27 protein-coding genes are annotated in these 26033 nt (G+C 40.5%); 13 read left to right on the forward strand and 14 right to left on the reverse strand.

Annotated elements, in window-relative coordinates; translation table 11 throughout:
• Window positions 1-4 precede the first annotated feature (4 nt).
• The 4 genes from bamA to GXP67_RS24350 all read left to right on the forward strand — a co-directional run bounded on the left by bamA (window position 5) and on the right by GXP67_RS24350 (window position 4640).
• The gene (gene bamA, locus GXP67_RS24335) at window positions 5-2527 is read left to right on the forward strand and encodes an outer membrane protein assembly factor BamA (protein ID WP_162445529.1); all 2523 of its coding nucleotides are present in this window, start codon (window positions 5-7) and stop codon (window positions 2525-2527) included.
• A gap of 34 nt (window positions 2528-2561) precedes the next feature.
• Window positions 2562-3191, forward strand: coding sequence for an OmpH/Skp family outer membrane protein (locus GXP67_RS24340; RefSeq protein WP_162445530.1), 630 nt, complete (start codon window positions 2562-2564; stop codon window positions 3189-3191).
• A 134-nt stretch (window positions 3192-3325) separates the two neighbouring features.
• Complete coding sequence (locus GXP67_RS24345) at window positions 3326-3931, forward strand: OmpH/Skp family outer membrane protein (RefSeq protein ID WP_162445531.1); 606 nt, start codon at window positions 3326-3328, stop codon at window positions 3929-3931.
• A 124-nt stretch (window positions 3932-4055) separates the two neighbouring features.
• Window positions 4056-4640 carry a cytochrome c oxidase subunit 3 gene (locus tag GXP67_RS24350; RefSeq protein WP_162445532.1) on the forward strand — a complete coding sequence of 195 codons (585 nt, stop codon included), beginning with the start codon at window positions 4056-4058 and terminating at the stop codon, window positions 4638-4640.
• A 13-nt stretch (window positions 4641-4653) separates the two neighbouring features.
• Here GXP67_RS24350 and GXP67_RS24355 read toward each other — a convergent pair whose 3' ends face one another.
• The 7 genes from GXP67_RS24355 to GXP67_RS24385 all read right to left on the reverse strand — a co-directional run bounded on the left by GXP67_RS24355 (window position 4654) and on the right by GXP67_RS24385 (window position 10270).
• Window positions 4654-5427, reverse strand: coding sequence for a shikimate dehydrogenase family protein (locus GXP67_RS24355; protein WP_162445533.1), 774 nt, complete (start codon window positions 5425-5427; stop codon window positions 4654-4656).
• A 46-nt stretch (window positions 5428-5473) separates the two neighbouring features.
• Window positions 5474-6031 (reverse strand): GNAT family N-acetyltransferase, encoded by a 558-nt coding sequence (locus tag GXP67_RS24360; protein WP_162445534.1) that lies wholly within the window; start codon window positions 6029-6031, stop codon window positions 5474-5476.
• A 114-nt stretch (window positions 6032-6145) separates the two neighbouring features.
• A complete protein-coding gene (locus tag GXP67_RS24365) occupies window positions 6146-7183 on the reverse strand; it encodes a spore photoproduct lyase family protein (RefSeq protein WP_162445535.1) in 1038 nt (345 codons plus the stop codon).
• A 232-nt stretch (window positions 7184-7415) separates the two neighbouring features.
• Window positions 7416-8696, reverse strand: coding sequence for an ergothioneine biosynthesis protein EgtB (gene egtB, locus GXP67_RS24370; protein ID WP_162445536.1), 1281 nt, complete (start codon window positions 8694-8696; stop codon window positions 7416-7418).
• A 296-nt stretch (window positions 8697-8992) separates the two neighbouring features.
• Window positions 8993-9253: a hypothetical protein gene (locus GXP67_RS24375; RefSeq protein WP_162445537.1), complete on the reverse strand. Its 261-nt coding sequence runs from the start codon at window positions 9251-9253 to the stop codon at window positions 8993-8995.
• Window positions 9225-9833 carry an IS630 family transposase gene (locus GXP67_RS24380; RefSeq protein WP_232064508.1) on the reverse strand — a complete coding sequence of 203 codons (609 nt, stop codon included), beginning with the start codon at window positions 9831-9833 and terminating at the stop codon, window positions 9225-9227. Before GXP67_RS24380 ends, GXP67_RS24375 begins: the two co-directional genes overlap by 29 nt.
• A 5-nt stretch (window positions 9834-9838) precedes the next feature.
• Window positions 9839-10270, reverse strand: coding sequence for a helix-turn-helix domain-containing protein (locus tag GXP67_RS24385; RefSeq protein ID WP_162443353.1), 432 nt, complete (start codon window positions 10268-10270; stop codon window positions 9839-9841).
• A gap of 155 nt (window positions 10271-10425) precedes the next feature.
• On the opposite strand from GXP67_RS24385, the gene GXP67_RS24390 reads away from it, so the two are divergent.
• From GXP67_RS24390 to GXP67_RS24400, 3 genes are all read left to right on the forward strand, one after another.
• Window positions 10426-11391, forward strand: coding sequence for an ABC transporter ATP-binding protein (locus tag GXP67_RS24390; protein WP_162445538.1), 966 nt, complete (start codon window positions 10426-10428; stop codon window positions 11389-11391).
• Between the two features lie 117 nt (window positions 11392-11508).
• Window positions 11509-12585, forward strand: coding sequence for an NAD-dependent epimerase/dehydratase family protein (locus GXP67_RS24395; protein ID WP_162445539.1), 1077 nt, complete (start codon window positions 11509-11511; stop codon window positions 12583-12585).
• 79 nt (window positions 12586-12664) lie between these two features.
• Window positions 12665-12844 (forward strand): hypothetical protein, encoded by a 180-nt coding sequence (locus GXP67_RS24400; RefSeq protein ID WP_162445540.1) that lies wholly within the window; start codon window positions 12665-12667, stop codon window positions 12842-12844.
• 161 nt (window positions 12845-13005) lie between these two features.
• On the opposite strand, the gene GXP67_RS24405 is transcribed toward GXP67_RS24400, so the two are convergent.
• The gene (locus tag GXP67_RS24405; RefSeq protein WP_162445541.1) at window positions 13006-13629 is read right to left on the reverse strand and encodes an OmpA family protein; all 624 of its coding nucleotides are present in this window, start codon (window positions 13627-13629) and stop codon (window positions 13006-13008) included.
• A 120-nt stretch (window positions 13630-13749) separates the two neighbouring features.
• Here GXP67_RS24405 and GXP67_RS24410 point away from each other — a divergent pair, with 120 nt between their 5' ends.
• From GXP67_RS24410 to GXP67_RS24420, 3 genes are all read left to right on the forward strand, one after another.
• Window positions 13750-14850 (forward strand): glycoside hydrolase family 5 protein, encoded by a 1101-nt coding sequence (locus GXP67_RS24410; protein WP_162445542.1) that lies wholly within the window; start codon window positions 13750-13752, stop codon window positions 14848-14850.
• A gap of 295 nt (window positions 14851-15145) precedes the next feature.
• Window positions 15146-15595, forward strand: coding sequence for a lipocalin-like domain-containing protein (locus GXP67_RS24415; protein WP_162445543.1), 450 nt, complete (start codon window positions 15146-15148; stop codon window positions 15593-15595).
• Window positions 15596-15995: 400 nt separating this feature from the next.
• On the forward strand, window positions 15996-16568 hold the full coding sequence (locus tag GXP67_RS24420) for a hypothetical protein (protein ID WP_162445544.1): 573 nt from the start codon (window positions 15996-15998) through the stop codon (window positions 16566-16568).
• 112 nt (window positions 16569-16680) lie between these two features.
• On the opposite strand, the gene GXP67_RS24425 is transcribed toward GXP67_RS24420, so the two are convergent.
• Window positions 16681-19632 carry a PD-(D/E)XK nuclease family protein gene (locus GXP67_RS24425; protein ID WP_162445545.1) on the reverse strand — a complete coding sequence of 984 codons (2952 nt, stop codon included), beginning with the start codon at window positions 19630-19632 and terminating at the stop codon, window positions 16681-16683.
• A gap of 174 nt (window positions 19633-19806) precedes the next feature.
• On the opposite strand from GXP67_RS24425, the gene GXP67_RS24430 reads away from it, so the two are divergent.
• Together GXP67_RS24430 and GXP67_RS24435 are read left to right on the forward strand one after the other, a co-directional pair.
• Window positions 19807-20355: a hypothetical protein gene (locus tag GXP67_RS24430; RefSeq protein WP_162445546.1), complete on the forward strand. Its 549-nt coding sequence runs from the start codon at window positions 19807-19809 to the stop codon at window positions 20353-20355.
• A gap of 153 nt (window positions 20356-20508) precedes the next feature.
• The gene (locus GXP67_RS24435; RefSeq protein ID WP_162445547.1) at window positions 20509-20979 is read left to right on the forward strand and encodes an energy transducer TonB; all 471 of its coding nucleotides are present in this window, start codon (window positions 20509-20511) and stop codon (window positions 20977-20979) included.
• A 131-nt stretch (window positions 20980-21110) separates the two neighbouring features.
• Here GXP67_RS24435 and GXP67_RS24440 read toward each other — a convergent pair whose 3' ends face one another.
• The 4 genes from GXP67_RS24440 to GXP67_RS24455 all read right to left on the reverse strand — a co-directional run bounded on the left by GXP67_RS24440 (window position 21111) and on the right by GXP67_RS24455 (window position 23879).
• Entirely contained in the window at window positions 21111-22124 is a 1014-nt protein-coding gene (locus GXP67_RS24440; protein WP_232064552.1) for an OmpA/MotB family protein, read from the reverse strand.
• Window positions 22125-22455: 331 nt separating this feature from the next.
• Window positions 22456-22881 carry a hypothetical protein gene (locus GXP67_RS24445; RefSeq protein ID WP_162445548.1) on the reverse strand — a complete coding sequence of 142 codons (426 nt, stop codon included), beginning with the start codon at window positions 22879-22881 and terminating at the stop codon, window positions 22456-22458.
• A 25-nt stretch (window positions 22882-22906) separates the two neighbouring features.
• Entirely contained in the window at window positions 22907-23194 is a 288-nt protein-coding gene (gene gatC, locus GXP67_RS24450) for an Asp-tRNA(Asn)/Glu-tRNA(Gln) amidotransferase subunit GatC (RefSeq protein ID WP_162445549.1), read from the reverse strand.
• Window positions 23181-23879, reverse strand: a complete 699-nt coding sequence (locus GXP67_RS24455) for a lysophospholipid acyltransferase family protein (RefSeq protein WP_232064553.1) — start codon at window positions 23877-23879, stop codon at window positions 23181-23183. Before GXP67_RS24455 ends, gatC begins: the two co-directional genes overlap by 14 nt.
• Before the next feature lie 306 nt (window positions 23880-24185).
• Here GXP67_RS24455 and GXP67_RS24460 point away from each other — a divergent pair, with 306 nt between their 5' ends.
• On the forward strand, window positions 24186-24494 hold the full coding sequence (locus GXP67_RS24460) for a YtxH domain-containing protein (protein WP_162445551.1): 309 nt from the start codon (window positions 24186-24188) through the stop codon (window positions 24492-24494).
• Window positions 24495-24684: 190 nt separating this feature from the next.
• Here the strand turns inward: GXP67_RS24460 and GXP67_RS24465 are convergent, their stop codons facing one another.
• Window positions 24685-25962, reverse strand: a complete 1278-nt coding sequence (locus GXP67_RS24465; protein WP_162445552.1) for a M16 family metallopeptidase — start codon at window positions 25960-25962, stop codon at window positions 24685-24687.
• Window positions 25963-26033: the final 71 nt, after the last annotated feature.

The following is a 26033-nucleotide window of genomic DNA, read 5'->3' on the forward strand; positions in this document are numbered from 1 at the left end:
ACCCATGAAGAAATTATTCATTTTCATTGCGGCATTATTTATCATTCTGCCATTCTTATCCCAGGCTCAAACCGACATTAACTACGGCGATCCCAAAGAGTACGAAATCGCCGACATTACCGTGAGTGGTCGTCAGTTCCTCGATCCTAATGCCCTTATTTCGATTACTGGCCTCAAAGTAGGAGATAAAATCAGGGTGCCCGGTGATGATATTACCTCTGCTATTAAACGGTTATGGGAACAGGGAATTCTGGGCGATGTACGGATTTCTGCTTCTAAAATCGAAGGTGAAAAAATCTACCTGGATGTGTTTTTGAAAGAACGCCCCAGGCTCTCCAGGTTTACCTTCAAAGGAATTAAAAAAGGCGAAATAGATGCTCTTACGGAGAAGATCAAACTGATCCGGGGAAAAGTAGTAGATGATGCCCTGATTAAAAATACCCAGCTTACCATTAAAAAGCATTTTGTAGAAAAGGGTTTCCTGAACACATCGGTAAATATGGTGCAGGTAGAAGATAGTGCACGGGCCAATACCATTACGCTCAAGATCAATGTAGATAAGAAAACAAAAGTAAAGATCAATGAGCTGGCTATTAATGGCAATGAGGTCTTTTCTGACAGGAAGCTGCACCGCAAACTAAAAAAGACCAAACAGAAAAATCTCTTTCGCATATTTACCCCCTCCAAATACATTGCTACCCAGTACGAAGAAGATAAGAAGAAATTAATTTCTTTTTACAATTCTGAAGGCTACCGGGATGCCATAATTACCTCAGATACGGTATATGCCCATGATGGAAAAACCATCAATATTGCCATCAATCTGGAAGAAGGCCAGAAATATTATTACCGTAATGTAGCCTGGGAAGGCAATTATGTTTATACAGATGAGCAACTGGCAACGGTGCTGGGTATCAAAAAAGGGGATGTATATAATATAGAAGAACTCGAAAAGAAACTCACCTATAATCCGACAGGTACTGATATTACCTCACTATATATGGATGATGGCTATCTGTTCTTTAACGTAGACCCAGTAGAGGCTGCCATTATCGGTGATTCTGTAGATCTGGAAATGAGAATTACAGAAGGTCCTCAGGCTACTATACGCGAAGTACGAATTACTGGAAATACCCGTACCAGCGACCATGTAGTGCTGAGAGAGATCCGTACCTTGCCTGGACAGAAATTCAACCGCTCATTGCTGATTCGTACACAGCGGGAGATTTCTACCTTAGGATACTTCAATCCGGAAACAGTAAATCCGGTGCCGATCCCTAACCCTTCGGATGGAACGGTTGATATTGAATACCAGCTGGAAGAACGGCCCAGTGACCAGATTGAACTCTCAGGAGGCTGGGGTGGCGGAGGACGCAATGGCTATGGTGTAGGTTTTGTAGGAACGCTGGGGGTAGTGTTTAATAACTTTTCTACCCGCAAATTATTTAAATGGGGTCAGTGGGGTGGCGTACTTCCTTCCGGTGATGGCCAGCGTTTGGCAGTCCGTTTCCAGGCCAGTGGCCGCCAGTTCCAGACGTATTCATTCACCTTTACCGAACCCTGGCTGGGCGGCAGAAGAAGGAATACGTTTACCCTTGGATTGAATCATACCGTACAGCGGCCGGGAGAAGGCTATTATGGACAATTATATGGATATAGTAAAAATAGTTTATTCCAGATATCAGGCCTTTCTCTGGGTTTGAGTAAACTGCTTAATGTGCCAGATAATTATTTTGCGTTAAGCAATTCCATTTCTTACCAGATCTACCGGACCCGGGATTACGATTATTTCAGGTTAAATACAGACGCAGGAAAGAATTTTACTTCACACAATGTTACTTTTAACACTACACTTTCCAGGAATAGTATAGATAATCCAATCTTCCCTAGGAGAGGTTCGTCTGTCTCATTAAGTGCTACTTTTACGCCACCTTACTCCATTGCCCGTAGTGGCGAAACTTCTAAGCAACAACAGTATACTACAGCAGAATATCACAAATGGATGTTCGACTCCAACTGGATTACTCCTATTGGATTGGGTGGTAAATTAGTGTTAAGCACCAGGGCGCATATGGGTTTCCTTGGCGTATATAGAAGGGGAAATCAATACACTACTTTTGAACGCTTTGTGTTAGGTGGTTCAGGCATGGCTGGTCAGGGAGGTTTTTATTTGGCCCGTGATATTATAGGTTTACGTGGATATACTGATAATTCATTGAGTGGCGATAACGGACAGGGTGGTATAGTGTATAATAAATATGTGATGGAGATGCGCTACCTGATCTCTCCGAATCCTTCGGCTACGATTTTTGTGCTGGGCTTCCTGGAAGGGGGTAACAACTGGAGCAATTATTCTGAGTTTAATCCGTTTAAAATTAACAGGTCTGCTGGAGTGGGTGCCAGAATCAATATGGCTGCCTTTGGTTTAATTGGTATTGACTGGGCCTATGGCTTTGATACCCTGCCAGGCTCAACCAAACGCAGTGGTCCGCAATTCCACTTTACCATCGGTCAGCAGTTCCGTTAATAGTGCAAATAATCTAATTGAACCCATTATCTCTATGAAAAAAGCTGGTATGATTTTTATACTATGTGCTTGTATTGCACAAAGTACGCTGGCTCAAAAGTTTGGATATATCGATACTGATTTTATCCTGAGTAAAATGCCAGATGCCGCAAAAGCACAAAGTGAAATAGATGCGTTTGTGGGCAAATGGCAGAATGACATACAGGCCAGATATGCGGAGGTCGATAAATTGAGCCAGGATTACCGGGCCGAAGAAATTCTGCTAACGGATGAAATGAAACAGCAACGGCTGAAAGCAATTGAAGACAAGAAAAAAGAAGCGATTGACTATAATAATAAGATCTTTGGGTATGAAGGGATGTTGTTTCTGAAAAAGAAAGAACTGATGCAACCCCTGCGTGATCAAATAGATGAAGCTGTTAATAAAGTAGCAAAAACCCGGAAACTTGAATTTGTATTTGATAAAGCTTCCGACCTGACTATGATCTACTCTGATCCCCGGCACGATTATTCGGACTATGTACTGGAGGAATTAGGTTTAGCTGGAGAAGGCCAGGAAAATAAAGATACACCAGGAGGGAATACGCCTAATACGGATGCGCCTAAAACAAGTAATCCTCCCGGAACAAAGAGAACGAATCCTCCCGGAGCTCCTAAACGATAGGATAAAAATTGGAATAAATATTGATAATCAATACTATAACTAGTAAGTATTTCCTATTTTTGCTTTCTAGCTGAAATTATTCATAAGTAATACACGTTAACCTTTTAACATTCTTTACAAATACCATTTTTATTATGAAAAATAAACTTATTGCTGTTGCTTTATTCGTGCTGGGTTTAGGATATACGACTGTGAACGCGCAAACTCAAAAAATTGGCTACGTAGATTCAGGATCGATCTCTGAAAAACTTCCCGAAGTAAAGCAGGCTACTGCCCAACTAACTGAATTTCAAAAAGTAAAAGAAGCTGAATTCCGCAAACAATATGAAACATTTCAGCAACAGGTAGAAGATTATCAAAAAAATGCTGGAACCATGGAAGCAGCTATGCGTGCTTCCAAGGAAAAAGAATTACAGGCTAAAGAAGAGCAGCTACAATTGGTGCAGAGCAATATTCAGACAGACCTGCAAAAAAGACAACAACAAGTATTTGAGCCGATTGAAAAGCGGATTCAGGAAGCCATTGTTCAGGTAGCCAATGAGAATGGATATGCGTATGTATTGCGTAAAGAAGCCTTATTGCATTTTCCTCCGGCTGATGATATCTCTGAACTGGTAACCAAAAAATTACTGGCTTCTGCTCCTAAAACGGATGCTACCACTCAGAAACCGGCTGGTGCTGGTAGTAATCAAACCGGCAGCAATACACCAACCAACACGACTGCACCCAAAAAGAAATAATTATTATAACAATATATTTAATAAAGGCCTTCCCAATCGGAAGGCTTTTTTATTGCATATAAAATTGCCTAGATCTATAAACAATCCACCTTAATGAGCGTTTTACAGATAGTCGCTTTTATGTATGAGCAATATTCTGACCAGGCGGAGGGAACCCTTTAGGTTTATGCTGATCGTAGGCATTGTGGGCATTGTATTCCTTTTTCTAACCTTATCTTTGTTATATCTGTTACGCAAATCCAGTACTGACTGGGTAGCATTTCATATACCACTTATTTTCTGGGTAAGCACCGGCATGATATTACTCAGCAGTATCACTCTTCACCAGGCTATTATTTATTTCAAACGAGAACACTTTCGTCGATACCGTTGGAGTATGGGCATTACATTATTGTTGGGCGTATTGTTTATTTGTACACAGCTGCTAGGCTGGTGGCAACTTACCAGTGAAGGTATTGGCATGAAAACCCCTGCCGGAGCTTTTTTATATATGCTCACTGGTTTGCATATCCTGCATATTCTGGGAGGAATTGTTTTTCTGTCTGTTGCTTTTGTTCATGCCGTGAAGAGGCCGCAATATGTAGATTCATTTGTATATAGCGTAAATCCTCCTAACCTGTTGCGTTTACAGTTAGGCACCGTATACTGGCATTTTGTTGACGGACTTTGGATTTACTTATTCCTGTTTTTACTCTATCACCAGGGCTGAAAATATCCTATAGTTACTCATTCGAATTCCAGATTTCCCAGGATTTTTCAGCCTGTCCGTAGAGCATCGGCAAACCATTCAGCACAAATGCACCTTTATCTTTTCCTTTCTGCATAAAAACTGTTTCTTCCGGGTTATACACCAGATCATAAAGATAGTGGCCGGTGGTAAGATATTGGTAGGGAATAGGGGGGAAGTTTTGTGTATCAGGCGACATACCCAAAGGAGTTGTATTAATGATCAGCGTATGTTCTTTCAGAATTGCCTCTGTAAGTTGGTCATAGCTAAGCTGGTTTTGAGCAGGCTGGCGGGAAACAGATATATAATTAATCTGAAGATCCTCTAATGCTGCTTTTACTGCTTTGCTGGCTCCGCCGGTACCTAATACCAATGCTTTACATTGCTTTATTATATCTTCCACTGAGCCGTCTTTATGTACTTGTGAGAACCATTCGAACAGGGAGGATGTAAAGCCGAAATAATCTGAATTGTACCCTGTTTTACTTCCGTTTTCCCCAATCCGGATCACATTTACGGCTCCTATTCTCGCTGCCGCCGGATGTAACTGGTCTAGATAGGGCAGAACAGCCTGTTTGTAGGGAATCGTTACATTCAATCCCCGAAGGTGTGGCTGCGAACGGAACAAATCTGGTAAGAGGCTGATCGTTTGCAGAGGAAAAAGTTCATAGGAAGCATCCGTAATTCCTTCCCGGCTAAACTTTTCAGTAAAATATTTTTTGGAGAATGAATGAGAAAGCGGAAAGCCAATAAGTCCGAAAATGCGCATAGAAGTAAAAATGATAATTGATTTACAAACAACAAGATGCGCTGCATTAGAGATTATGGCTCATTTCTTTAATATAGTTTAAAAAATAAAGGCTTCTTTCCAAACGCCAGATATACAATAAATCTTTTTCTGCGGCTTGTACAAAACCATTTTTGAGCAACACTTTATGAGAAGCCAAATTGTCTTTGAGCGTTTCAGCTACGATTTTGTGTACATAGGCATTTTTGAAAATCCATTGCACCATCGCCTGTAGCGCTTCCGTTGCAAATCCCTGTCGGTGATAATTCCCATCTACCCCATAACCTACTGTTACCTCCCCTTTGCGGTCTGGCAGGCCGGTGAGTCCGATTCCGCCGATGGACATATTCTTATCTTTCAGCACCATTTCCCAGTTGGTAAACCAGAAGTAGTTCTCTTCATTTTCTCCTACCCTGGTAATCCAGAAATCAATGGCTTCGGCCATTTCTTCCTGAATCTGCGGATCAAACGACATTTTTGAAATTTCCAGACCCAGATTTCTTTCCATCGAAGCCCGGTCTTTCTTCAATAAAAGCAAATTTTGTAAGTCTAATGGAATTAACCTGAGTCTTTCTGTTTCTAACATGCCTGGTACAAAATGTTATAAAATACGAATCTACTTCTACCAGCGATAAATTAAAAATCTAAATTGGCTGATTTAGAAAAAAATATCAGGTCAGTAAAAAAATAAATTCTATGCTTAGAAAATATACCGGATCTGGCACCAGGGAATTGTTTCCTGATGAATCTGCCTGAAAATAGCGATCATTTGTGCTTTGAGCTGGTGTTGATACCGGATGTTGATACCTCCGGTCTGGCTGCGTTTGGTTTCCTGCCATTCTGGATTCCAGAGTACTTCTTCCGCTTTTGGATTAATTTGCAGATTAACCTGATGCTGTCCGGCATGATGGGTAAGCATAATTACCTCACAAGCCATCTGTGCTTTCACCTCCGGACGGATAACCGCATTCAACTGCTCAAACAATTGCCGGTAATCTTCCCGCCATTGTTTGCCGCCATACACAATCACCGGCGAAAAATTCAAATGCACCTCATACCCGGCTTCCCAGAAATCGTTGACGGCAGCAATACGTTTTTCCATGGCATCGGTACGCACATCTACTAGCTTACTCATAGGTGCAGGCATTAAACTGAACCTGATTCTGGTTTTACGCTCCGGATTATACGAGAGCAGATCGCGGTTTACAAACTTGGTAGCAAACGTTGCTTTGGCTCTGAGATGTTTCCTAAAGAAATCAACAGCCAGCTGCACACTATCCGAAAGGGTGGCATCTACTGAAATATCAGAATTACAGCCAATATCGTAGGTATAATATATAGGATCAGTCTGGTCAGGAATACGGGGCCAGGGAAGAGAATACACATGTTTGTCTACAGCTTGTAAGGCTTCTTCGGTATTGGTAAATAAAGTGATGGGGTTTACTGGTTTGTTGCGGTCTACGTAGCAATAAGCACAGCCACCTACACAGCCATTGGCAAAACTAGGTGCCATATAATCGGCACTGCGGCCACTCCACTTGCATTCCAGGGTTTTCAGTTTGCCTAATACCAATACATCTGACTTGATCTTAAAATGATTTCCTTCCAGATATGGCAAGCGGTTATGCTGAACAATTTCCTGTACCTCCGCTTCACTGAAATTTTTCAGTATTTTTTTGCCCCGCTCATTAAGCGAATCAGGTGTATATAATATAGTTTGTGGCTGAACTGGTTGCATGGTTTAAGCTTTATTTTATAACACCAAATAAAGACATATTGTTTAGTATGTATGATATTAATTGCACTGAATATCAATAAGTTATAAATAATTTTTGAGTGAACAAACGTACAATTAATTCTCTTTTTTTATATAAGAAGTAGGATAATAATGCCGATTCATGTAAAAGAAAAGTCGCTCTTTATAGGAGCGACAATATCTATAATTTTTGAAAAAAATAATTAGTGAGGTTCTACTCAGCCAGCCGGATACCGGAGAACTGCCACTGCGCATTTGCGGGGAAGAAGTTCCGGTAGGTATGACGCATATGGTTGTAGGGTGTCGCACAGGAACTCCCCCGGAGTATCATCTGGTTCATCATAAACTTACCGTTGTACTCGCCCAAAGCGCCTTCGGCAATGGCAAATCCAGGATAGGGTAAGTAAGCACTATTGGTCCATTGCCAGGTTTCTCCAAATAACTGCTGGCAGGCAGGTTGGTTTTCACTGGTAGTTACAGGCTGAAATATCCAGTGGTCCTGGCTATTCTGTACCTTGAGTTCAGGATTATATAACCGGGCAGCTACTTCCCATTCAAATTCTGTTAATAAGCGTTTTCCGGCCCAGGCAGCATAAGCGGCTGCTTCAAAAAAACTCACATGACAAACCGGTGCCTGTTTATTTACTTTATGCTCACCTGCCAGGCTGAATTCATACCATTCTCCGTCTTTCTGTTCCCAGTACAAGGGATGCTGCCATTGTTCTTTATTCACCAGATCCCAGCCTTCGGAAAGCCACAAGCGGAAATCTTTATACCCGCCATCGGCCATAAACTCCATGTACTCTCCATTGGTCACCAGCCGGTTTTGTATCCGGAATTCAGTCAGAAACACCTGGTGTACACCCAGTTCATTGTCAAAGCAAAATTCATCGCCAGCGTACCCGATCTGATACATGCCTTCAGAAACCGGCAGAAAAGCCGATTTTATAGTATGCGTTTGATCAGGTATTGAAACAGTATGATAAGTGGGCCTGATAATATTGCAGGATAAAATATATTTCAAATCGGTAATTAACAGTTCCTGGTGTTGTTGTTCGTGCTGGCAACCAGTTTCGATCAGCGTACAAATCTCCTGTTCGTTTTTTTCTGTAATAAAAGATTCCAGCTTAGCTACATGTTCGTTTACATGAGCCCGGTAGGCATATACTTCGGCTACTGTGGGCCTGGATAAAAAACCACGCCTGTTGCGGGCAGTACGGTTGCCAATAGTGTTATAATAGGAGTTGAATAGTTCGTTATACACCGGATCGAAAGCTTTATAACCCGGATAAAACGTTTTTAAAACAAATATCTCAAAAAACCAGGTAGAGTGCGCCAGATGCCACTTTGGCGGACTCACATCTACGATCGGCTGAGGGATGTAATCTTCAATGGCCAATGGTTTACAAATGGCTTCAGTAGCGGAACGTACCAGAGAAAATTTATCAAGAACTTTTCTCAGTGGCTGAACCAGGGTATCGGTTGTAGGAAACATAATCGGTGGTTTAAGAATATAAACAGATATAATGCGAAAAAGTTGGAATAAGTGATTTAAGTATGTTATACAGCTTGATAAATACTGATGAGTTAAATTATACAGGTATCAATTTTTCATAAGCTGTTAATCCCCAATAAAATTACAATTAATGGTAATGTTTCCCTTGGTTATCCCTTTTGGAACAAATCTGACGATGCAAATATCAACGTACCAGTCGCTGCTATGATGAATATCAATATTGCCTGAATGTAGTGTATACTGCCTATAAACGGTCGTGTCGGTATCAATGATGGTTAGTATCCCCTGACCTTCAATTTTACATCGAAATACAGATCAATGCCGGTTATTGAACCTTTGGTCTCAAATATGGTTGATTTTTCAACAGATAAGTCTTTAAATTCATCCAAGAAACCAGCATTTACCAATATATCTTTGAGAGGCGATCGATGGCTTACTATCCATACTCCTGCAAGAACAACCAGCACCAATCCTAACAGGAAATATATCTTTTTCTTATTTAAGTAATTAAACACAATTAAGTATAATATTTTCATCTACTTCAAGTTTTTTAAAATCAAGTTTAAAGTAAGTACCCAATCCTGAAAAGATGGTATAAAGTGCCTCCTTAAGCGCTTCTACAGACAGATAGTCTTCGGCTTTGAGCCAATGATATTTCACCTGCTTCCAAAATCGTTCGATCCTGTTAAGATGAGGACTATACTTAGGCAGCAAAAAGATGTATAATCCTTTCTGTTCCCATTCTTCTTTTTTGACTTCCCATAGGCCACATGTATGCCAGGAGGCGTTGTCTAAGACTATGACAGTAAACTTGGAAATAGATGTTGAGAAGGCCTCTACACATTCAATGATAAAGTCAGCGTTTAGACTCCCACTTTTCTGATAAGTAAGCAACTCATTATTTGTACTTAACAAGCCAAATACATTTATCCTTGTACTTCTTTGGGATAAAATAGGGGCGTGTTCGCCTTTTTTGATCCATCCATAAGGTACACAAGGGGTAAGGCAAAACCCTGATTCGTCTCCAAAATATAAATCTATACTGCCTGTCTGTGCCAAATAAAGCAAAGCATGTAATCGCTTGACTTTCTGCTCATATGCTTCTTTGTTTTGCAATGGCTTTATCCATTTACGGAAACGTTTCCATCGGTAGTCAATTTTTTTAAAAACCGCTTCAAGGTCATCTCACTCATAGCCGTGCCTAATTTAGCTTCTATCTCTCGCTTAGCTAATTTAAGTTGTTGTTTTTCTTTCTCTATGCTATTTTCCACTACTTCAACATGGGTAGCATTACTGGTAGTAAGGATGGGTTTTCTGCCTTTCCCTTTTTGGTTCTTTAACCCTACCACACCTGTTTTCTCAAAGCGATCAAACCACTTATAAATACTTAACTGACTTACTTGAAAAATGCTTGCTAACTTCTGTACTTGATAGCCTTGATTGGATAACAGTATACATTGGCAACGGTTACGTTCCTGATAACTTTTACTATCTTTATGAATCTTCTCTAAGTCTTGTTTTTGCTTGTCTGTAATCTCCTTGATATAACGCATAAGCAAAGATACAATTTGCCAAAATCTTATACTTAATTGTGTACTCTTACTTATCATGGCTTTAATAATTTAAGCGCTATACTTAAATATACACGTCAGATCAACTAATTTTAAAAAGTATTGGATAAATTTCATTCTTTCACTAATTAATCACCATGATTGAAGTCAGGCAGGTGAGCAGACAATTTGGCAATCGCCCGGTAGTGTCGGATATTTCTTTTACCGTGAAGGAAAAAGAAACACTGGTACTTCTGGGAAGCAGCGGCAGTGGGAAAACTACTACCCTGAAAATGCTAAACCGGCTCATTGAGCCTGATTCCGGAGAAATTTTAATTGGTGGAAAAAATGTATTGCACCAGCCGCTAGAACAATTGCGGCGAAGCATTGGGTATGTTATTCAGCAGACCGGACTGTTTCCACACTATACGGTAGCCGAAAATATTGCCATCGTGCCACACCTGCTCAAATGGAGTAAAGAGGCAATAAAACAACGGGTTAAACATTTACTCGAAACCCTGGGACTGCCCCCGGCACAATTTGCAGCCAGATATCCACATGAATTGAGTGGAGGTCAACAGCAAAGGGTGGGTTTGGCAAGAGCACTGGCAGCTAATCCGCCTATACTATTAATGGATGAACCTTTTGGCGCCTTAGATCCGGTAATCCGCCATAACATCCGGCAGGAGTTTCTGAACCTGGAAGAACTCAAAGACAAAACCATTGTAATGGTAACTCATGATGTAACCGAGGCAGTATTACTGGCCAATCAAATTTGCCTGCTCAGTGAAGGAAAGATACTGCAAACCGGAACTGCCAGAGAATTGTTATTACAGCCGGTAAATACGTTGGGAAAGGAATTTTTTGACCAGAACCGCTTTCAGTTAGAGCGGATGGTATATACCCTGGCTGATATTTTTCCCAGGCTCACTTTTACGCCAACACCTGATACCCATGTGCCAGTTTTTGACAGTGAGTTAACATTATGGGAAATTTTAAATAAGGATCAATATGATAAAACAGGTATAATTGGCATCCGCCAGCAATCGCAACTGTATTATGTTCCGGTTACCCAACTGCTGAGTTTTATGCCTGAAGCCGATCTTCTGAATTCTAGAAAATAGCCTTCCTAAATTGCCCGATAAAGCTTGCTTAAGCAGTTGATTATCTATATCTTTTCTGATAATCAGCTATATACCTCCATATTTTTTAATATTCCCACATTTTTATGCTATCCACCTATGAATAAACTTGTGTTAGTTACAGGTGCCAACGGACATCTTGGCCTGAATACAGTTCGATCGCTGTTAAATAAGGGATACCAGGTAAAAGCGTTTGTACGAAAAACGTCTGACCTGCAAGGGCTGGCTAATTTGCCGCTTAGTTTGAGTTATGGAGATATACGTGATCTGGTGGCACTTACAAAAGCGGCTGAGGGTTGTGAGGTAATTATTCATCATGCGGCTGTATATAAAACCTGGGCCAGATCGCCTGAAGAAGTGATGGAACCGGCTATTGTGGGCACCAGAAATATTTTCGCTGCCGCTGTTCATGCAGGCATTCAACGCTTAATTTACACCAGTTCTACTTATGCCATTGGTACTACCACCAATGCTCAAACCATCCTGACATCAAAAGACTGGAACCAGAATGAAAATGTGCCCTATGGAATTGCCAAAACCAAAAGTGAGCAACTCGCCTGGGAACTTGCTGATCAACACAATATTCCTATGATTTCTTTTTGTCCGGGAGCTATTTTCGGCAGATACGATTACCGGGTAACTCCTTCCAACCGTATGGTACTTGATATGATAAGAGGGATGGGTATGACCGTTGAAGGGATTTTAGCTACGGTAGATGTACGGGATGTTGGGAATATTCATGCTCTGGCTGTGGAGAAGGGTACTATTGGAGAACGGTATATTGTAACCGGGCAAAACCACTCCATGAAAGAAGTAGGCAGCATTGTAAATAGGCTAACCCATAATATAGTGCCTCATATGCCTTTTGGAAGGTCTATAAATATTGGTATGGCAGGTATGATGGAAATGGTAGCCAAGCTTAGCGGCTGGACACCTCCTTTTACCGTAGGAATGGCAAAGGAATACAGCCACCGCTATGCGCAGTTTGATAACTCCAAAACTATTAAGGATTTTAATTATAGATTTTACACCCTGGAAGAAACCATTGCCGATACGATTAAATGGTTCATGTTCCTCCATAATATTAAATTAAGCAAGGAGGTAGCAGACCAATTTAAACCTGAAAACGAATGGCTGGAAATGAAAAACAAAGTAAGTCAGCAACAGCCTGTATAAGATAAAGTAACTCTCTATTTTTTACACCAAAAATGATAACCTTCTAAGATTTAAATAAATGATAATATCCCTAAAGTTTATGAAGGTAAAAGATTTATTAATCACTATTATTTTAACTATTGTTTCTGTCATTCTTGGCTTATTCTTGGGTATGAAAATAACAAAGAATATTCATGATGTTAAATTCTTGTTAATAGGTTTAGGAATCGGTTTTATTGTTCCCATACTTTACCGGACAATTGTAAAAAAAGCTAGATAGTTGGATGCGAAAATCTCATGCTAATTTCTTTTACATAATGTGCTGTATAAACACATTGGATGCAAAGAAATCGGGAGTCATTTAAGATAATGGTCTGTAAAACAAACCGGCAAACTTTAATTAAAAAATCTGCCGGTTTGTTTTCATTATAAATTCAATATCTATTGATTATTCATCACTACAATTTCTACCCGGCGGTTCTGTTGCCGGCCGGCTTCGGTTTTATTGGAAGCTTCCGGCTTACTTTCTCCCATCGGATGTATAGATATCCTGGAGGCATCCATTTTGCCTTCCTGCACCAGCCATTGTTTTACGGCTTCTGCCCGTTGTTTGGATAACTCTTTGTTAGAGGCTGCGCTTTCTTTGGAATCCGTATAACCATAAATGCGGATTTTGCCTTTGGAACGATTGGAAATAGAGGCAGCTATCTGCTGCAGGCTTTCCTGTGCCTGTGGACGGAGGGCGGATACGCCGGATTCAAATAAAATAGTTTCGTCAAGAGAATAATTGGTGTACCGGTCATTTTCCCTGACTTCCACATCTTTTACTGTAATTTCAGGTACTCTTACCTGATGGTTATCCAGGTCTACCCCAATCCACTCAGAAGCTTCCAAGGCGGTATCGGCATCTGTCTCTTTTGCAGATATATCGGTTCGGTCAAGGGCTTCCTCTGTTTTTTCTACATTTGCATCGGCTGTGCTGTTGTCCTGCGATGATTGGTTCTGGTTACAGGAATATATAGCGCCTGTCAGGGCTAAAGCGAGTATGATAATTTTCTTTTTCATGTCGGTTAAAAAATGGTTACTACACTTTACGCAATTGCAGATGAAAATGTTAAATTAAACATAGCCAAGTAACTAACTTGTCAGTGGAAATATATTGTAAGGCCAAATTCTTCATATGTCATGCAAAAAATAGTATGTATTCTCGTTTTGCTGCTCCTAAGTAATATTGTTTTTGGCCAGGCTGCCGGGCAAAAGCGCAAAACAGTAATTTCTATTCGGGAAGAAAAGTTTTACATCAATGGTAAACCAACCTTCAAAGGCCGTACCTGGAATGGGTATACAATCGAAGGCCTGTTGCCTAATTCGAGAATGGTACAGGGCATATTCGATGACCTGAATCCTGAAACGAAAGTGAAATGGAAATACCCCGATTCGCAGAAATGGGATGCCGGGCGGAATACCAGAGAGTTTATTGAAGCCATGCCTTTATGGAAACAATACGGATTATTAGCTTTCACGCTAAACCTGCAAGGAGGAAGTCCTGAAGGGTATTCGAAGAACCAGCCCTGGCATAATTCCGCCATCACCGAAAATGGAGATCTCCTGCCAGCCTATATGCAACGCCTGGAACAAATTATTACTAAGGCTGATGAACTGGGAATGGTGGTGATTCTGGGGATTTTTTATTTCGGGCAGGATGAACGTGTCAAAGACGAGGCGGCTGTCATCCGGGCCGTAGACAACACCATTAACTGGCTTTTTGAGAAGAATTATACGAATGTACTGATTGAGATAAACAATGAATGCGATATTGCCTATAATCATGAGATTCTGAAACCTGATAGGGTACATGAATTAATAGAACGTGTAAAAAATACCCAGCAAAATGGCAGGCGTTTTCTGGTGAGTACCAGTTATGGAGGAGGTACTTTGCCTAAACCGAATGTATTGAGCTCGGCCGATTTTGTTTTGTTGCATGGCAATGGAGTAAGCGATCCCAATCGTGTTTCCCAAATGGTGCAGCAGACCCGTAAAGTGGAAGGTTATCGCCCGATGCCCATTGTATTTAACGAAGATGACCATTTCGATTTTGATAAGCCTATCAATAATTTTGTAGCGGCTACGAGTGTATATGCCTCCTGGGGCTATTTCGATTTCCGGATGAAAGACGAAGGTTTGACAGAAGGGTATCAGAGTGTGCCTGTCAACTGGGGTATTAGTTCAGCCCGGAAAGAAGGCTTTTTTAAGAAATTGAAAGAAATCACCGGCGGTTTGAAATAGAACCCATTTAAACGAATACAATACTCTTGCTACTGGAATAATCAGTAAAGATAAATCTGATTATAAACTTTGCTTTACTTGCTGAAAATACACCAGAATACCATAAATACTGATAAAAGCTTATATAAAGCGCTTTAGAATGAAATAATTTTCAGGTGCATGAGTCTAATAAGTTAACGCCCTTTAATATTAGTTTTTATAAATTCATCTGAAAATTTTCCATTTTACAATAGTTTTTTATTACCTTGAAAAGGTATTATCTAAAAATCTTTATAAACCAGTTAACCTTACCTGCATGAAAAAAATATCTATACTCTATGTTTGTGCGCTAAGCCTGTTATTATTCCAAACCTCCTGTAACAAAGATGATGAAGCTCCGGCACCCAATCCTATGATTGGTGAATGGGAGTTATATAGACTTAATGTTGATTTTCCAGGAACCTCTCAATCTGATGGAGATTATCCGGCTAATAGTTTCTTTAATTTATACAAAATCACTTTTAATGCGGATGATTCATTTGTAGAAGAAGTATCTGCTGGTGGCCCAATTAGTAATAATGAAGGTGAATGGACATTAACCAATAAAGAAGTAACACTGAATTACGATTCTGGCGGCGATGATGAAACCTTTACCCTCAATACGGAAAATACTTTAATGACAGGTGAGACTTTTAATGTTAACTTTGGCACTGAAGCAGCACCCAATGTAGGGGCTGTTAAATTTATTTTCAAGAAAAATCAGTAACACTTTAATTTGAGCATCTTGGACGTAGAATATAAGATAGTTCCACTTGTTCCAGGCTGTTAGCCAGACTGTTAATCATATAAATTACAAAGTATTATAAAAAACCACAGGTAGAACTTCTATCTGTGGTTTTTTATGGTGTATAAAAGCGATTTCAAAAAAATCTTAATTGATATATTTAATATGCTGATAATAAGATATTTAATAACAGAAAATGCCTCTTAAAATGTAGAGAATATAACTCAAAAATTGGCCATAAGATAACCTTCTCCATAAAAAAAACGTAAAAAGCAATGAATTTAGTGAAACTTTTAATAATGTGATTAAGTAAAAAGAGGCATTATTAGATATAATTCACATAAAACCAATTAACCTTAAACCTGAAATTAATTTTAAAGCTATGAAAAAACTGTTTTTAGTGATGCTTGTAGCCGGCTGTATGTCGGCATGTGCGCCTACGTCAAATACAACTTCAAGTACCGGTACAACTGATGGAACCACGACCGATAGCAATACGGCTGATGACTCAAGTACTGGCACTACCGGAACCACAGGTACTGGAACATCAACTAGCGGTACAACCGGAACTGATAATTCTTCCAGTTCATCTACTACTGATCAGTCTTCAACCAGCGGTGCTTCTACTACCGATACAACTGGCACTTCTAGTTCAAGTTCAACCACTGGCGACAATAGCACCATGAGTAACGAAAGTTCCAGCAGTACTGGTACAGCCGCTACTGGTGTAGATGCCATGGAAGGTACTTCTATTCAGATGACTGATTTACCAAAAGCTGTTAGTGATGCGTATATGAAGATGCCCGGACATGATAATGCCAGCGGAGAGAAAGTTACCCAGGTAAAAACTGCTCAGTACCCAGTATTATATAAAATTGAAGGTACTTCAGGTAGCACGCAATATGTGCATTATTTCACTCCGGAAGGAACTGAAATTACAATGCCGAAAAACTAATTAATAAGGTATAAACAACCAGTTAGGAAAACCGCAACAATATTGTTGCGGTTTTTTGTTGCCTACAAATGAATATAGACTATTATATCAGCATTTTATCAAGCTAAAGGTTTTATGCTCTTCCGCAGATACTGGTGTAAGGGCAAAACTGGCAGCTTTCCAGCCTGGTAGTACGGGCAAAGGGCTGTTCCGGATCAAGCATAGAGGCGACTAACTTTTGCAGATATACTTCCGACTGTTCTACAAATACCTCCAAATCTCCGGCAGCACCATTTCCAAGCCTTAACTGGTCAGTCATCAGGCCCTGTTCTATATTGCGGAAGGAGTAAATACCAGCTACCAGTTCATGGGTTTGTTCTTTGTCCTGTAATAAACGTTTGGCCAGTATATATTTATAAAGCCAGAGTTGCCGCACCTTATCAGCTTCAGGATTGCTCACCAGCAGGGTTTCCGTATCGGCATCGGGTGCTTTTAACTGGTGTTTCTCTACTTTACCGGTTTTATAATCTATAATACGGATGGTATTTCCTGTTTTATCAATCCGATCCATGCGGCCATATAGCTGCACTTTTACAGGTTTGCCGCCAATATCAAGCGTTGTATTTGTACTTAGTGTTTTCTCTAATCCCAGAATTTCCAGCGGAAAAATGCTCTTGTCGATCTGGTGTTGCAATAAATTATGAATTACCCTGGTAGCTACTTTATATAGCAAATAATTTAATCCTTCGGTTACAGACCCCCCCGGATGACTTTCCTTATAAGCCGTTTTCACCCGTTCGGCAATCGTAGGTAATACTTGCGCTATATCATCTTTGGTGATTGGATAGCCTATTCTGGAAAGTTCTACATCTATTCCCTCCAGGGTTTTGTGTACAATATTTCCGAAGGTGTCGGCACTCATACTTTCCTGCACCACTTTTTCTTCTTTCAAATTGCTCAGGTAGCTGAAATAATATTGCAGGGAACAATGTACAAAAGTATTTAGCTGGGTCGGCGAAATACCCCTGGCAATCTCACTGGTTAAATGATCCAGTACTTGTTGGGTTTTAGGAATCTGCATTGGCGGAGATTCTACTGAAAGCGGCTTGTCTTCTGTGAGTACCTTCCGGTAATGCAAGCGGATATTAGGATTCAGGTTCGTAAGCTCATGTTCAATCTGAAGCAGGAAGCGGCTTTTTTCTCCGGCACCATACGTATCGGAAGGCAGCAGGTGGAGAAAATATACTTTTTTGGCCCGTTGCAGTAAGCGGTAAAAATGATAGCTCATAGTCGCTTCCTGCGAACGATAGGTAGGCAAACCCAGTTGTAGGCTAATATCTAAAGGAATAAGTGAATTCTGCTTTTTTGCCTGGGGAAGCGTTTTTTCGTTCGCCGATAGAATAATCACATTTTCAAAATCCAGGGTACGGGTTTCCAGCATCCCCATGATTTGCAGCTGGCTTACTGGTTCACCACTGAACGGAATTTTGGTTTGCTTAAATAGTTCGTATAAAAAGAGCTTAAAACTGCGTAGGGATAAGGGTTCCACATCGGGTTGCGCCTGACGTTCCTCCAGAATGGCATCCAGCCGTTTGATAATGGTATAAAACAGATACAGGTATTCCGTTTCTATGGCATCTTTCCGGTTGTGATATACACACCTGAGCAGGTCGATCAGCCGGTAGAAACATTGCAGCGCTTTCCGGGCATCCCCATTCCAGGGAGTAAATAATACCTCGAATAAAGCTTCATGCTTGCCCAATGCCTGCAATTCAGCTGGTGAAAGAAATACTTTGTTGTTCTTTTTTATGTGATCCAGCGTATGACGAATGTAATTCCTGTCTTCTGTTTCTGAAGCCCCTTTTTGATTTTCTTCCTGTAAAAATAATTGCTCGTATTGCTTAATAAAAGGATGGGTAAGCACTTTTACCACATGCCGGTGGTTAAATTTGGCTGTTTTTTTCTGTTCGCTTTTATCCGCAAGTGTCAGGTATTGCAGTTCAAACAGCAGGTTTACCAGCGTAAATAAGGCCGAACTCCGCAGGGAAATACCCATGGTAATGTTAAAATCTTCTACTTCAGGGTCAAGCGAATGTAACAAAGGCATCAGCAGGTTTTCATCTGGCAATACAATGGCGGTCATGCAGGAGTCTGCAAAGGAGGCACCATTCTCCTGACTTTTTTCTTCCTGCAAAAGTTCTTTATAAATCTGAAAAGCCAGTTTTCCCTGCATGCTGGCATTGAGCACACCAGTAATATAAATGTCTTTGGGCTGGGTAAGCAGATCGTCAGTTTGCCAGTTCCATTCGCTTCCCAGCCGGCCTTCCTTTTTGTAGCGCCTAAGCAGATCGCCAGCTTTTACCAGCGGATTTTTCTCCATGTAATAGCTATCTGTATCCCAGAGTACTTCGGCCATATGGGCTTTTACCAGGTCTTTCAGAATTTTCTCTTCGGCATGACTCAGGGCATTTAAACCCACAAAAATGTACTTATCTACTTCCGGATCATCTTCCAGTTTCTCGGTATGTTCAGCAACCCAGCGGTACATCATGCCCCGGTATGCTTTTTTTTGTGCGGTTAGCCGGTCTTTCAGGGTTTCATAGGTTTTCTCCAGGTTTTCCCAAAGCCTGAAATACTTATCAATGATCAGCGATTGAGTGCGGAACGGACGATTAGGCAGAACGTCAGGTTGCCACCTTTCTATGGCTTTGGCTTTGGTTAAATAGCTAAAAAGTTCCTTGGTATCTACCAGGTACTGGTCAATTTTATCAAAATCCTGCAAGAGTGGATGCGCCCAGGCGGTAAAACGGTCGAAGCTGATTTGAGGATCTATTTCTTTGCATACATCATACAGCAACCAGAGCAGGCTGATCGGTTCAACCAGGGTGGCATCAGCGGCCTCTGTAATAAAGTCATCAATAGGCAGAATTTTAGGTCCCCAGACTGGTTTGTCGGATTGCATGGCCAGTGCCCGTTTGAAAAAGAAACAAGCCCGGTTGGTGGGTAAAATGATAACAAGCCGGTGAAGATTTTCTGAGTACTGTTGAAAAACATGCGCCGCCGCCTTTTCCAGAAATGTTTGCATGAGAAAATCAGTCTTCAAACAAATATACACCAAAAAGCCGGAAAGCCCTGTTCCTATTAGTGCAATTAGGGTTGCAACCTTTACTTCTAAAAGAGGGTCTTAGTCATAGCCTGATGCAATTACCTGAAAGACAATTTAAATCGTTTTCTGTATGTAATATTGGCTACCTGCACTATGAAAAAAATTACACTACTATTGATATATCCGGTGCTGATAAGTTTATCAGGTTGTGAGCTGGGTTTATTGCAATCCGGAAAATCCACAGAAAACAAAGAAGTGAAAAACTACCAGAAAAGTTATGAAAAGTGGCTTTCCGACAAGCAGGCGTATAAAGAATCTTATCAATATGTGGTGACATTCAGTTCATGGGCAGGTTTTGGAGAAAGTACTACTATTACGGTGAATAGGGGAATAGTTACCGGCAGAAGTTATGAAGCCTGGAAGTTTAGGGACGATAAACCTGGCGAAAAAGAAATTACTACACAATGGACAGAGAACACGGAGAATTTGAATTCACACCAGGAAGGAGCTACTTCGCAGACCTTGGACCAGTTATATCAGCAATGTTCTACCGACTGGCTGCATGTAAATCCTTCTCAGCATACTGTTTACTTTGAGAATGAAAATAATGGCTTACTCTCCCTCTGTGGGTATGTTCCCAAAAATTGCGCAGATGATTGTTTTACAGGTGTACGGATTTCTGACTTCAACTGGCTAGAATAAAAGTAAAAGGTAGATAAATTCATACAAAAGCAGAGACATGATTCTCTGCTTTTGTGTTTAGATTGCTCTTCATGGAGTATTATGTACACCAAGCAGAAAATAAAGGTGGATTCTAAAACGTTTGTATAGAGTCCCAATTAAACTCCACCTTTTATGAAAACTTCCTTGATTTATTCTTTTTCTCTCATCTTGTTACTGTCCATTACACCTCTATGCTATGGGCAATTTCTGCAGAAAGGCTTTATGTTTGAAGGAATGGCACCTTCTGAATCTGAAATAGATTCATTCCCTGTATATCCTGGAGGTGATGAAGCCTTAGAAAAATACATCTATACCCATTTAAAAGAAGAATCTAAAGGTGTAGGACAAAGTTTGCTTACGCTATCAACTTATAGAGTGGTTGTTCACTTTCAAGTAGATGAAAAGGGTAATGTAAATACGCAAATGGTTAGAATATGGGACAGCACCCCTAATATGACTCAACTAGATGAAAAAGTAAAAGAAATGGTTAGAAATATGCCTGCATGGAGTCCTTGTATCATTGCTAAGCAGGCAACTACTCAAACCATTGGGTTAATCATTAATTATGATGCAAACAAAAGTCAGTTTGATTTTGAAAAGTAGTATAAGTCTATATACCGGATTTTGTCTGCCCAATTAAAATCTATACTAAGTTTGAACTTGGTTGAGCATTTTATAAACTATGCTCAACCAAGGATTAAAATCTAATACTTAGTACTTACTACTCAATACTATTAGTTTGCTTCCAGAATCTTGAAAAGCTCATCGAGCTTGGGTGTGAGAATAATTTCGGTACGGCGGTTTTTCTGGCGTATCTCTGGGGTTTTTCCGGTGGCAATCGGTACAAATTCACCTCTGCCGGCAGCGGTCAGCTTGGTAGGGTTAACGCCTTCTTTTGCCAGAATATTAACAATAGAAGTAGCCCGTAGCACACTTAAGTCCCAGTTATCATCCATTCCTCCGCTTCCTTTGGCAATCGGCACATCATCGGTATGGCCTTCTACCATTACACTAATGTCAGGCTGGGTTTTGAGTACATTGGCTACTTTCTTTAATGCTTCTGCGCCTTTGGGGTCTACGGCATAGCTGCCAGATTTAAAAAGCAGTTTTTCTGATAAGGAGACATATACTTTTCCATTGCGGATGTCTACCGTAAGATCGCTGTCTTTAAAGCTAAGCAGAGCATTACTAACGCTGTTTTTAAGGTCATTTACGGCTTTATCTTTGTCTTCCAGTATTTTTTCCAGTTCTTTCACTCGTTGTTCCCTGCTTTGCAGATCTGCACTGAGTTTATCTACCTGGGCTTTATTGGCAAGCAGGTTTTGCTCCATGGCCAACAATTGTTTCTCTTTCTCCGACAGATTTTTAGATAAAGTACCGGCTTCAGCTGCACTGTTGGAAAGAAGTTGATTATAGGTTTTATCCAGGCGGTCATATTTGTCGAACAGGTCATCAAGCAGGGTTTTGTTGCGGCGGTAGAGTTCTCCCATCCGGGCACTGTCGGCTTTCAGTTTGGATGCTTCATCGGTGAGTTCCCTGATCTGGGCATCCAGTTTTTTGCGGTCTTCTTCCATCAGGGCCATTTTTTCTTCAGCAGTCGCTTTGGCCGCTTCCGCTTCGGTAGCTCTGGTTTCCATGGCCTGGTAGCGCCGGGCTGTAACACAACTGCTAAGCATACTACCCGACAGAAGCAGCAGGCAGATGTAAAAGCTTATTTGTTTTAGGTTTGTGGAGTAAATAATCTTCATAGCAAAATCAAAATAATGGGTGGTGAACTTGGCTAGTATAAGGCAAGCGTATTCTAAAATGTACGGTAAGTTACGGATTTAGGTTAAAAATGAAAGTATTCACCCCTTAAAAGACATGGCAAATAAATAGAAAGTAAGAGACCGGAAATTTTATTTTGTCGTTTCGCTTTTTAGTGTGTAGTATAAATTTTATAAAATTAAAATAGGTATTATATGATGAGTTGTTATTAAAATATATGGTATGCGATATCAACTAATAACTAGTTGATGGCCGCTTCCTTACCGCACATCTACATAAGCATTAGCTTGAGCTTAGGACTGCTCTTAATTATTATTCTTTGGTTAGTGGTACTCCTACTTTTTCATCATACAAGTAGAATAATTTTCCCTCTAAGGTATCTACTTGTATTACTGTCATATTTAATGAATCAATAAAGTCTTTTAAATTCTTGTTCTTTATCTCAGCTAGTATATTATCGACTACCGCAGGAAAGTTATTCGCATTTGGATTTCTGGTATGGATGTATAGAGCATCTTCTGCACTATCCTGCTCATCAATTAATATCCAAAGTTGATAATCCTTAGGGGAATGCTTTAACTCAATTTTTAATTTATTATATTTCACTACCAAGTCATTTAAGTACGGTAGTCTTGCTTCCCAATTACGATTGCCATTTCCATCCCAATCAACATGCGTATGCCATAAGTCAAACCAACTATTATCTCCACCACTAAAATCTAAGTCTGTTAATTTCATTTCACTTGTGACCAACAACCATTCATTACTCCATCACTTTCGGAACCCGGAAGTAGTCGGAATCTTTTTTTGGAGCATTCAACAAACCACGGTCATGGGGCAGGGGAGGTTTTATTTCATCTTCCCGCATAATATTTACTTCCTCCGACATATGCGTAAGTGGTTCAACCTGAGAGGTATCTACCTGATTTAGCTGATCTACCCAGTTGAGAATATCATTGAGGCTGTCGAGCATCTTTTGTTCAGCATCAGGGTCAAATTCCAGTCTGGCCAGGTGGGCAATCTTGCGTAAGGTCTCTTTATCGGCTTTCATGATTAATAACAGGAGAAGGAGTGGTAACAGGTTGTTCTGGATTAGCTAAAGGATATTTTTGTAATTCCCGGTCGATAACATCGAACGTCATTTTTTTGAGTCTGGATAAGTCATCCATGGTCATTCCGGCGGTAGGAACCGGATCATGGACAATGGCTTTAATGGTATGCCTGCGGAACAATAACTTTCCGTCGTCGGGCAAAATATACCAGTTGTAAGGCAGCGTAATGGGAACTACCGGTACCTGCTTTTCTATCGCCATCCGGAAAGGACCATCTTTAAAAGGAGTCATCTGCGGAGGATTTTCAGTAACAATACCTCCCTCCGGAAATATCATAATGCTGCGTCCTTTTCCGAGAGTATCCAGAGCTGTTTGCATGGTACGGTAACTGCTTACCCGGCTGCTGCGGTCTACGGTGATGTGTAATTTGGTGAACATATAGCCAAACAGGGGGATTTTGGCCAGCTCCCGTTTACCGACAAAGGCATAAAAGTTCTCAATAACCACACCCATCACCGCTATATCCAGCACAGAAGTATGGTTGGCACAAAAAACATAGGGCTTATGCTTATCAAGTTTTGTGCGGTGTTCGATAGATACAGGCAAAAAACAAATGGGAAAAAACAGGTGTCCCCAGAGCCGGTTGAGGTAATGTGCTTTGGGATGCCATTTTTCTTTCTGCAAAAAGATATAAAAAAAGGGAAACAGCAGCAGAAACAGCCCCAAAAACCAGATGTAACACCAGATAGAATAGATTCTTCTTACAAACTGCATATCCTGCAAAATTAGTATATTTTGTGTTTAAATAATAAGCTGCCCGGAAGATGCTGTCACTAAATCCTGAAAAAATATTTTGTAACCCTTCTTCACAAATGAAAGTATAAGATTGAGTTGCAAAGCCGGAAAAAAACGTATATTTGAACCGTGATACGGGTTTTGTAACACATGGTAAACGAGTAGAAATTCAAAAAAACATCAAACCCCAACATTATGAATACCCAAAAAACACTTTTAAGCTTCATTATTGGAGCAGCTGCCGGTGTGGCAGCAGGGATGTTGATTGCGCCCAGCACTGGTGCAGATACCAGAAAGAAAATTGTTGACAAAGCCAATACGCTGAAAAATGATTTGGGCGGCCAGTTAGAAGAAACCCTGAATAAATTTTCTGAACTTACTGATTCTGCTCTGGCTACAATCAGTACCTATGCTAACAAAGCTGAAAAAGCTGCTAACCAAGGAACAGCCGGAAATACCACTAATACTGCCGGTACACCTAACAAACCAGCAGAACAGTTATAATTTTTTGTTCTAGAAAAGAAAAACCTCCGCTATTCAAAGTGGAGGTTTTTTGTTTAAAATAGTTCTCTCTAACATTGATCAGCAGTATAGAATAACCGAATATCCATCAAGGAATAAGGAATATTGACAACTAAATATTCTGCCATTGCTTATTCTGCTGTTCCATATTCCTGCAACGCAACAACCTTGTTTATTTTCCGCCGGCTATTACCACCAGCATTGATTCATCGGTCAGGTATTGGTTGGCTAATTCCTGTAATTGCCGAGCGCTGGTATTTAAGATATTTTCGATATAATTGTCATAGAAATCATAAGTCAATCCATCAAAATAGATGGCTTTAAAATGGTCGGCAAGGGTAAAAGGCGTACTTAACGAACCGGCAAATGAACCTGCCATATAATTCTTTACCACTTCCAGTTCCTCTTCTTCCACCAATTCTGTGCGGAGTATCTGCATTTCTTTATAGACTTCCTCAATAGTCAGGCTTGTAAATTCTCTTTTTACATCCGTTCCTATCACAAAGTAGCCTAGTTGCTGGAGCGTAACCAGGTTTGAAGAAATACCATAGGTAAATCCTTTTTCTTCCCGGATGTTTCTCATGAGTCTGGAACCAAAATATCCGCCCAGAATCTCATTCAGTACCAGCATTTTGATGTAATCCGGATGACTGCGGGTGAACAGTTTTCTTCCCATACGAAGGGTAGATTGCAAACTCTCAGATTTCTCCACGATGTCTTCTTTTATAGATATAGGGGCCTGGGAATATTCCTTTCCATTTAATGAAATTCCACGCACTACTATATCTTCAAAGGTATGGCGGAGCAGGGCTAATGTTTGTTCACTCACCTCACCGGCTGCCACTATGTCAAATGGCTGAGAAGTAATTCTTTCCAGATAGAATTGTTTTAATGCCTCTGGTTCTATACGCAGAATATCTTCCTCATACATATTTTTTCCATAGGGATGATCTTTGCCGAACAAGAGTTCCCGGAAACGGGTTTGTGCCAGATACGCTGTTTTTTCCTGATTTACTTTCAGGTTCTGAATACTAATATTTTTGATGTTTTGCAGTTCCTTTTCCGGAAAAGTTGAACCAGTTACAATGTCTTTTAATACCGGCAACAGTTTCTCCAGATGCTTGGTTATCGTGTACAAGGTAATAGAAGATTTATCTTGCCCATGATTAAATTCCAGAAATGCCCCAAACTGGTCTATATACTCATTAATCTGGCGGGCGGTCATTCTGGTGGTACCCTCGTTCATCATTTTAATAGTAAAATAAGAAACGTTCCGCTGAGATTCATACCAGTTGCCAGCCTTAAAAATAAGCTCGATGCGTACAATGGGCTGCTCGCCGGCATTGAGCCAGTGAAGTTTAATGCCATTGGTTAAGGTGTGCGATTGCACCCTGGGAACATGTACGTGCTGGAGTATCTGAAAATCTGGCGGATTATATCTGTTTAGCATGGTTTGTTAGTTAGTTTGAAAAATTATATGGTCGGTGTACAAGGGTATTATGTCCCAAGACTATTAAAAAG

Origin of the sequence: Rhodocytophaga rosea (genome assembly GCF_010119975.1) — a bacterium.
Taxonomy (GTDB): Bacteria; Bacteroidota; Bacteroidia; order Cytophagales; family 172606-1; genus Rhodocytophaga; species Rhodocytophaga rosea.

Bases quoted from the DNA above. Each gene is read 5' to 3' on its own strand.
- GXP67_RS24420 (WP_162445544.1), top strand. From the start codon at position 15,996: ATGAAAAAACTGTTTTTAGTGATGCTTGTAGCCGGCTGTATGTCGGCA.
- gatC (WP_162445549.1), bottom strand. From the start codon at position 23,194: ATGAAAGCCGATAAAGAGACCTTACGCAAGATTGCCCACCTGGCCAGA.
- GXP67_RS24360 (WP_162445534.1), bottom strand. From the start codon at position 6,031: ATGTTAGAAACAGAAAGACTCAGGTTAATTCCATTAGACTTACAAAAT.
- GXP67_RS24400 (WP_162445540.1), top strand. From the start codon at position 12,665: ATGAAGGTAAAAGATTTATTAATCACTATTATTTTAACTATTGTTTCT.
- GXP67_RS24440 (WP_232064552.1), bottom strand. From the start codon at position 22,124: ATGAAGATTATTTACTCCACAAACCTAAAACAAATAAGCTTTTACATC.
- GXP67_RS24465 (WP_162445552.1), bottom strand. From the start codon at position 25,962: ATGCTAAACAGATATAATCCGCCAGATTTTCAGATACTCCAGCACGTA.
- GXP67_RS24415 (WP_162445543.1), top strand. From the start codon at position 15,146: ATGAAAAAAATATCTATACTCTATGTTTGTGCGCTAAGCCTGTTATTA.
- GXP67_RS24390 (WP_162445538.1), top strand. From the start codon at position 10,426: ATGATTGAAGTCAGGCAGGTGAGCAGACAATTTGGCAATCGCCCGGTA.
- GXP67_RS24445 (WP_162445548.1), bottom strand. From the start codon at position 22,881: ATGAAATTAACAGACTTAGATTTTAGTGGTGGAGATAATAGTTGGTTT.
- GXP67_RS24345 (WP_162445531.1), top strand. From the start codon at position 3,326: ATGAAAAATAAACTTATTGCTGTTGCTTTATTCGTGCTGGGTTTAGGA.
- GXP67_RS24365 (WP_162445535.1), bottom strand. From the start codon at position 7,183: ATGCAACCAGTTCAGCCACAAACTATATTATATACACCTGATTCGCTT.
- GXP67_RS24355 (WP_162445533.1), bottom strand. From the start codon at position 5,427: ATGCGCATTTTCGGACTTATTGGCTTTCCGCTTTCTCATTCATTCTCC.
- GXP67_RS24385 (WP_162443353.1), bottom strand. From the start codon at position 10,270: ATGCGTTATATCAAGGAGATTACAGACAAGCAAAAACAAGACTTAGAG.
- GXP67_RS24405 (WP_162445541.1), bottom strand. From the start codon at position 13,629: ATGAAAAAGAAAATTATCATACTCGCTTTAGCCCTGACAGGCGCTATA.
- GXP67_RS24340 (WP_162445530.1), top strand. From the start codon at position 2,562: ATGAAAAAAGCTGGTATGATTTTTATACTATGTGCTTGTATTGCACAA.
- GXP67_RS24425 (WP_162445545.1), bottom strand. From the start codon at position 19,632: ATGCAAACATTTCTGGAAAAGGCGGCGGCGCATGTTTTTCAACAGTAC.
- bamA (WP_162445529.1), top strand. From the start codon at position 5: ATGAAGAAATTATTCATTTTCATTGCGGCATTATTTATCATTCTGCCA.
- GXP67_RS24395 (WP_162445539.1), top strand. From the start codon at position 11,509: ATGAATAAACTTGTGTTAGTTACAGGTGCCAACGGACATCTTGGCCTG.
- GXP67_RS24430 (WP_162445546.1), top strand. From the start codon at position 19,807: ATGAAAAAAATTACACTACTATTGATATATCCGGTGCTGATAAGTTTA.
- GXP67_RS24350 (WP_162445532.1), top strand. From the start codon at position 4,056: ATGAGCAATATTCTGACCAGGCGGAGGGAACCCTTTAGGTTTATGCTG.
- GXP67_RS24460 (WP_162445551.1), top strand. From the start codon at position 24,186: ATGAATACCCAAAAAACACTTTTAAGCTTCATTATTGGAGCAGCTGCC.
- GXP67_RS24435 (WP_162445547.1), top strand. From the start codon at position 20,509: ATGAAAACTTCCTTGATTTATTCTTTTTCTCTCATCTTGTTACTGTCC.
- egtB (WP_162445536.1), bottom strand. From the start codon at position 8,696: ATGTTTCCTACAACCGATACCCTGGTTCAGCCACTGAGAAAAGTTCTT.
- GXP67_RS24410 (WP_162445542.1), top strand. From the start codon at position 13,750: ATGCAAAAAATAGTATGTATTCTCGTTTTGCTGCTCCTAAGTAATATT.
- GXP67_RS24375 (WP_162445537.1), bottom strand. From the start codon at position 9,253: ATGAAAATATTATACTTAATTGTGTTTAATTACTTAAATAAGAAAAAG.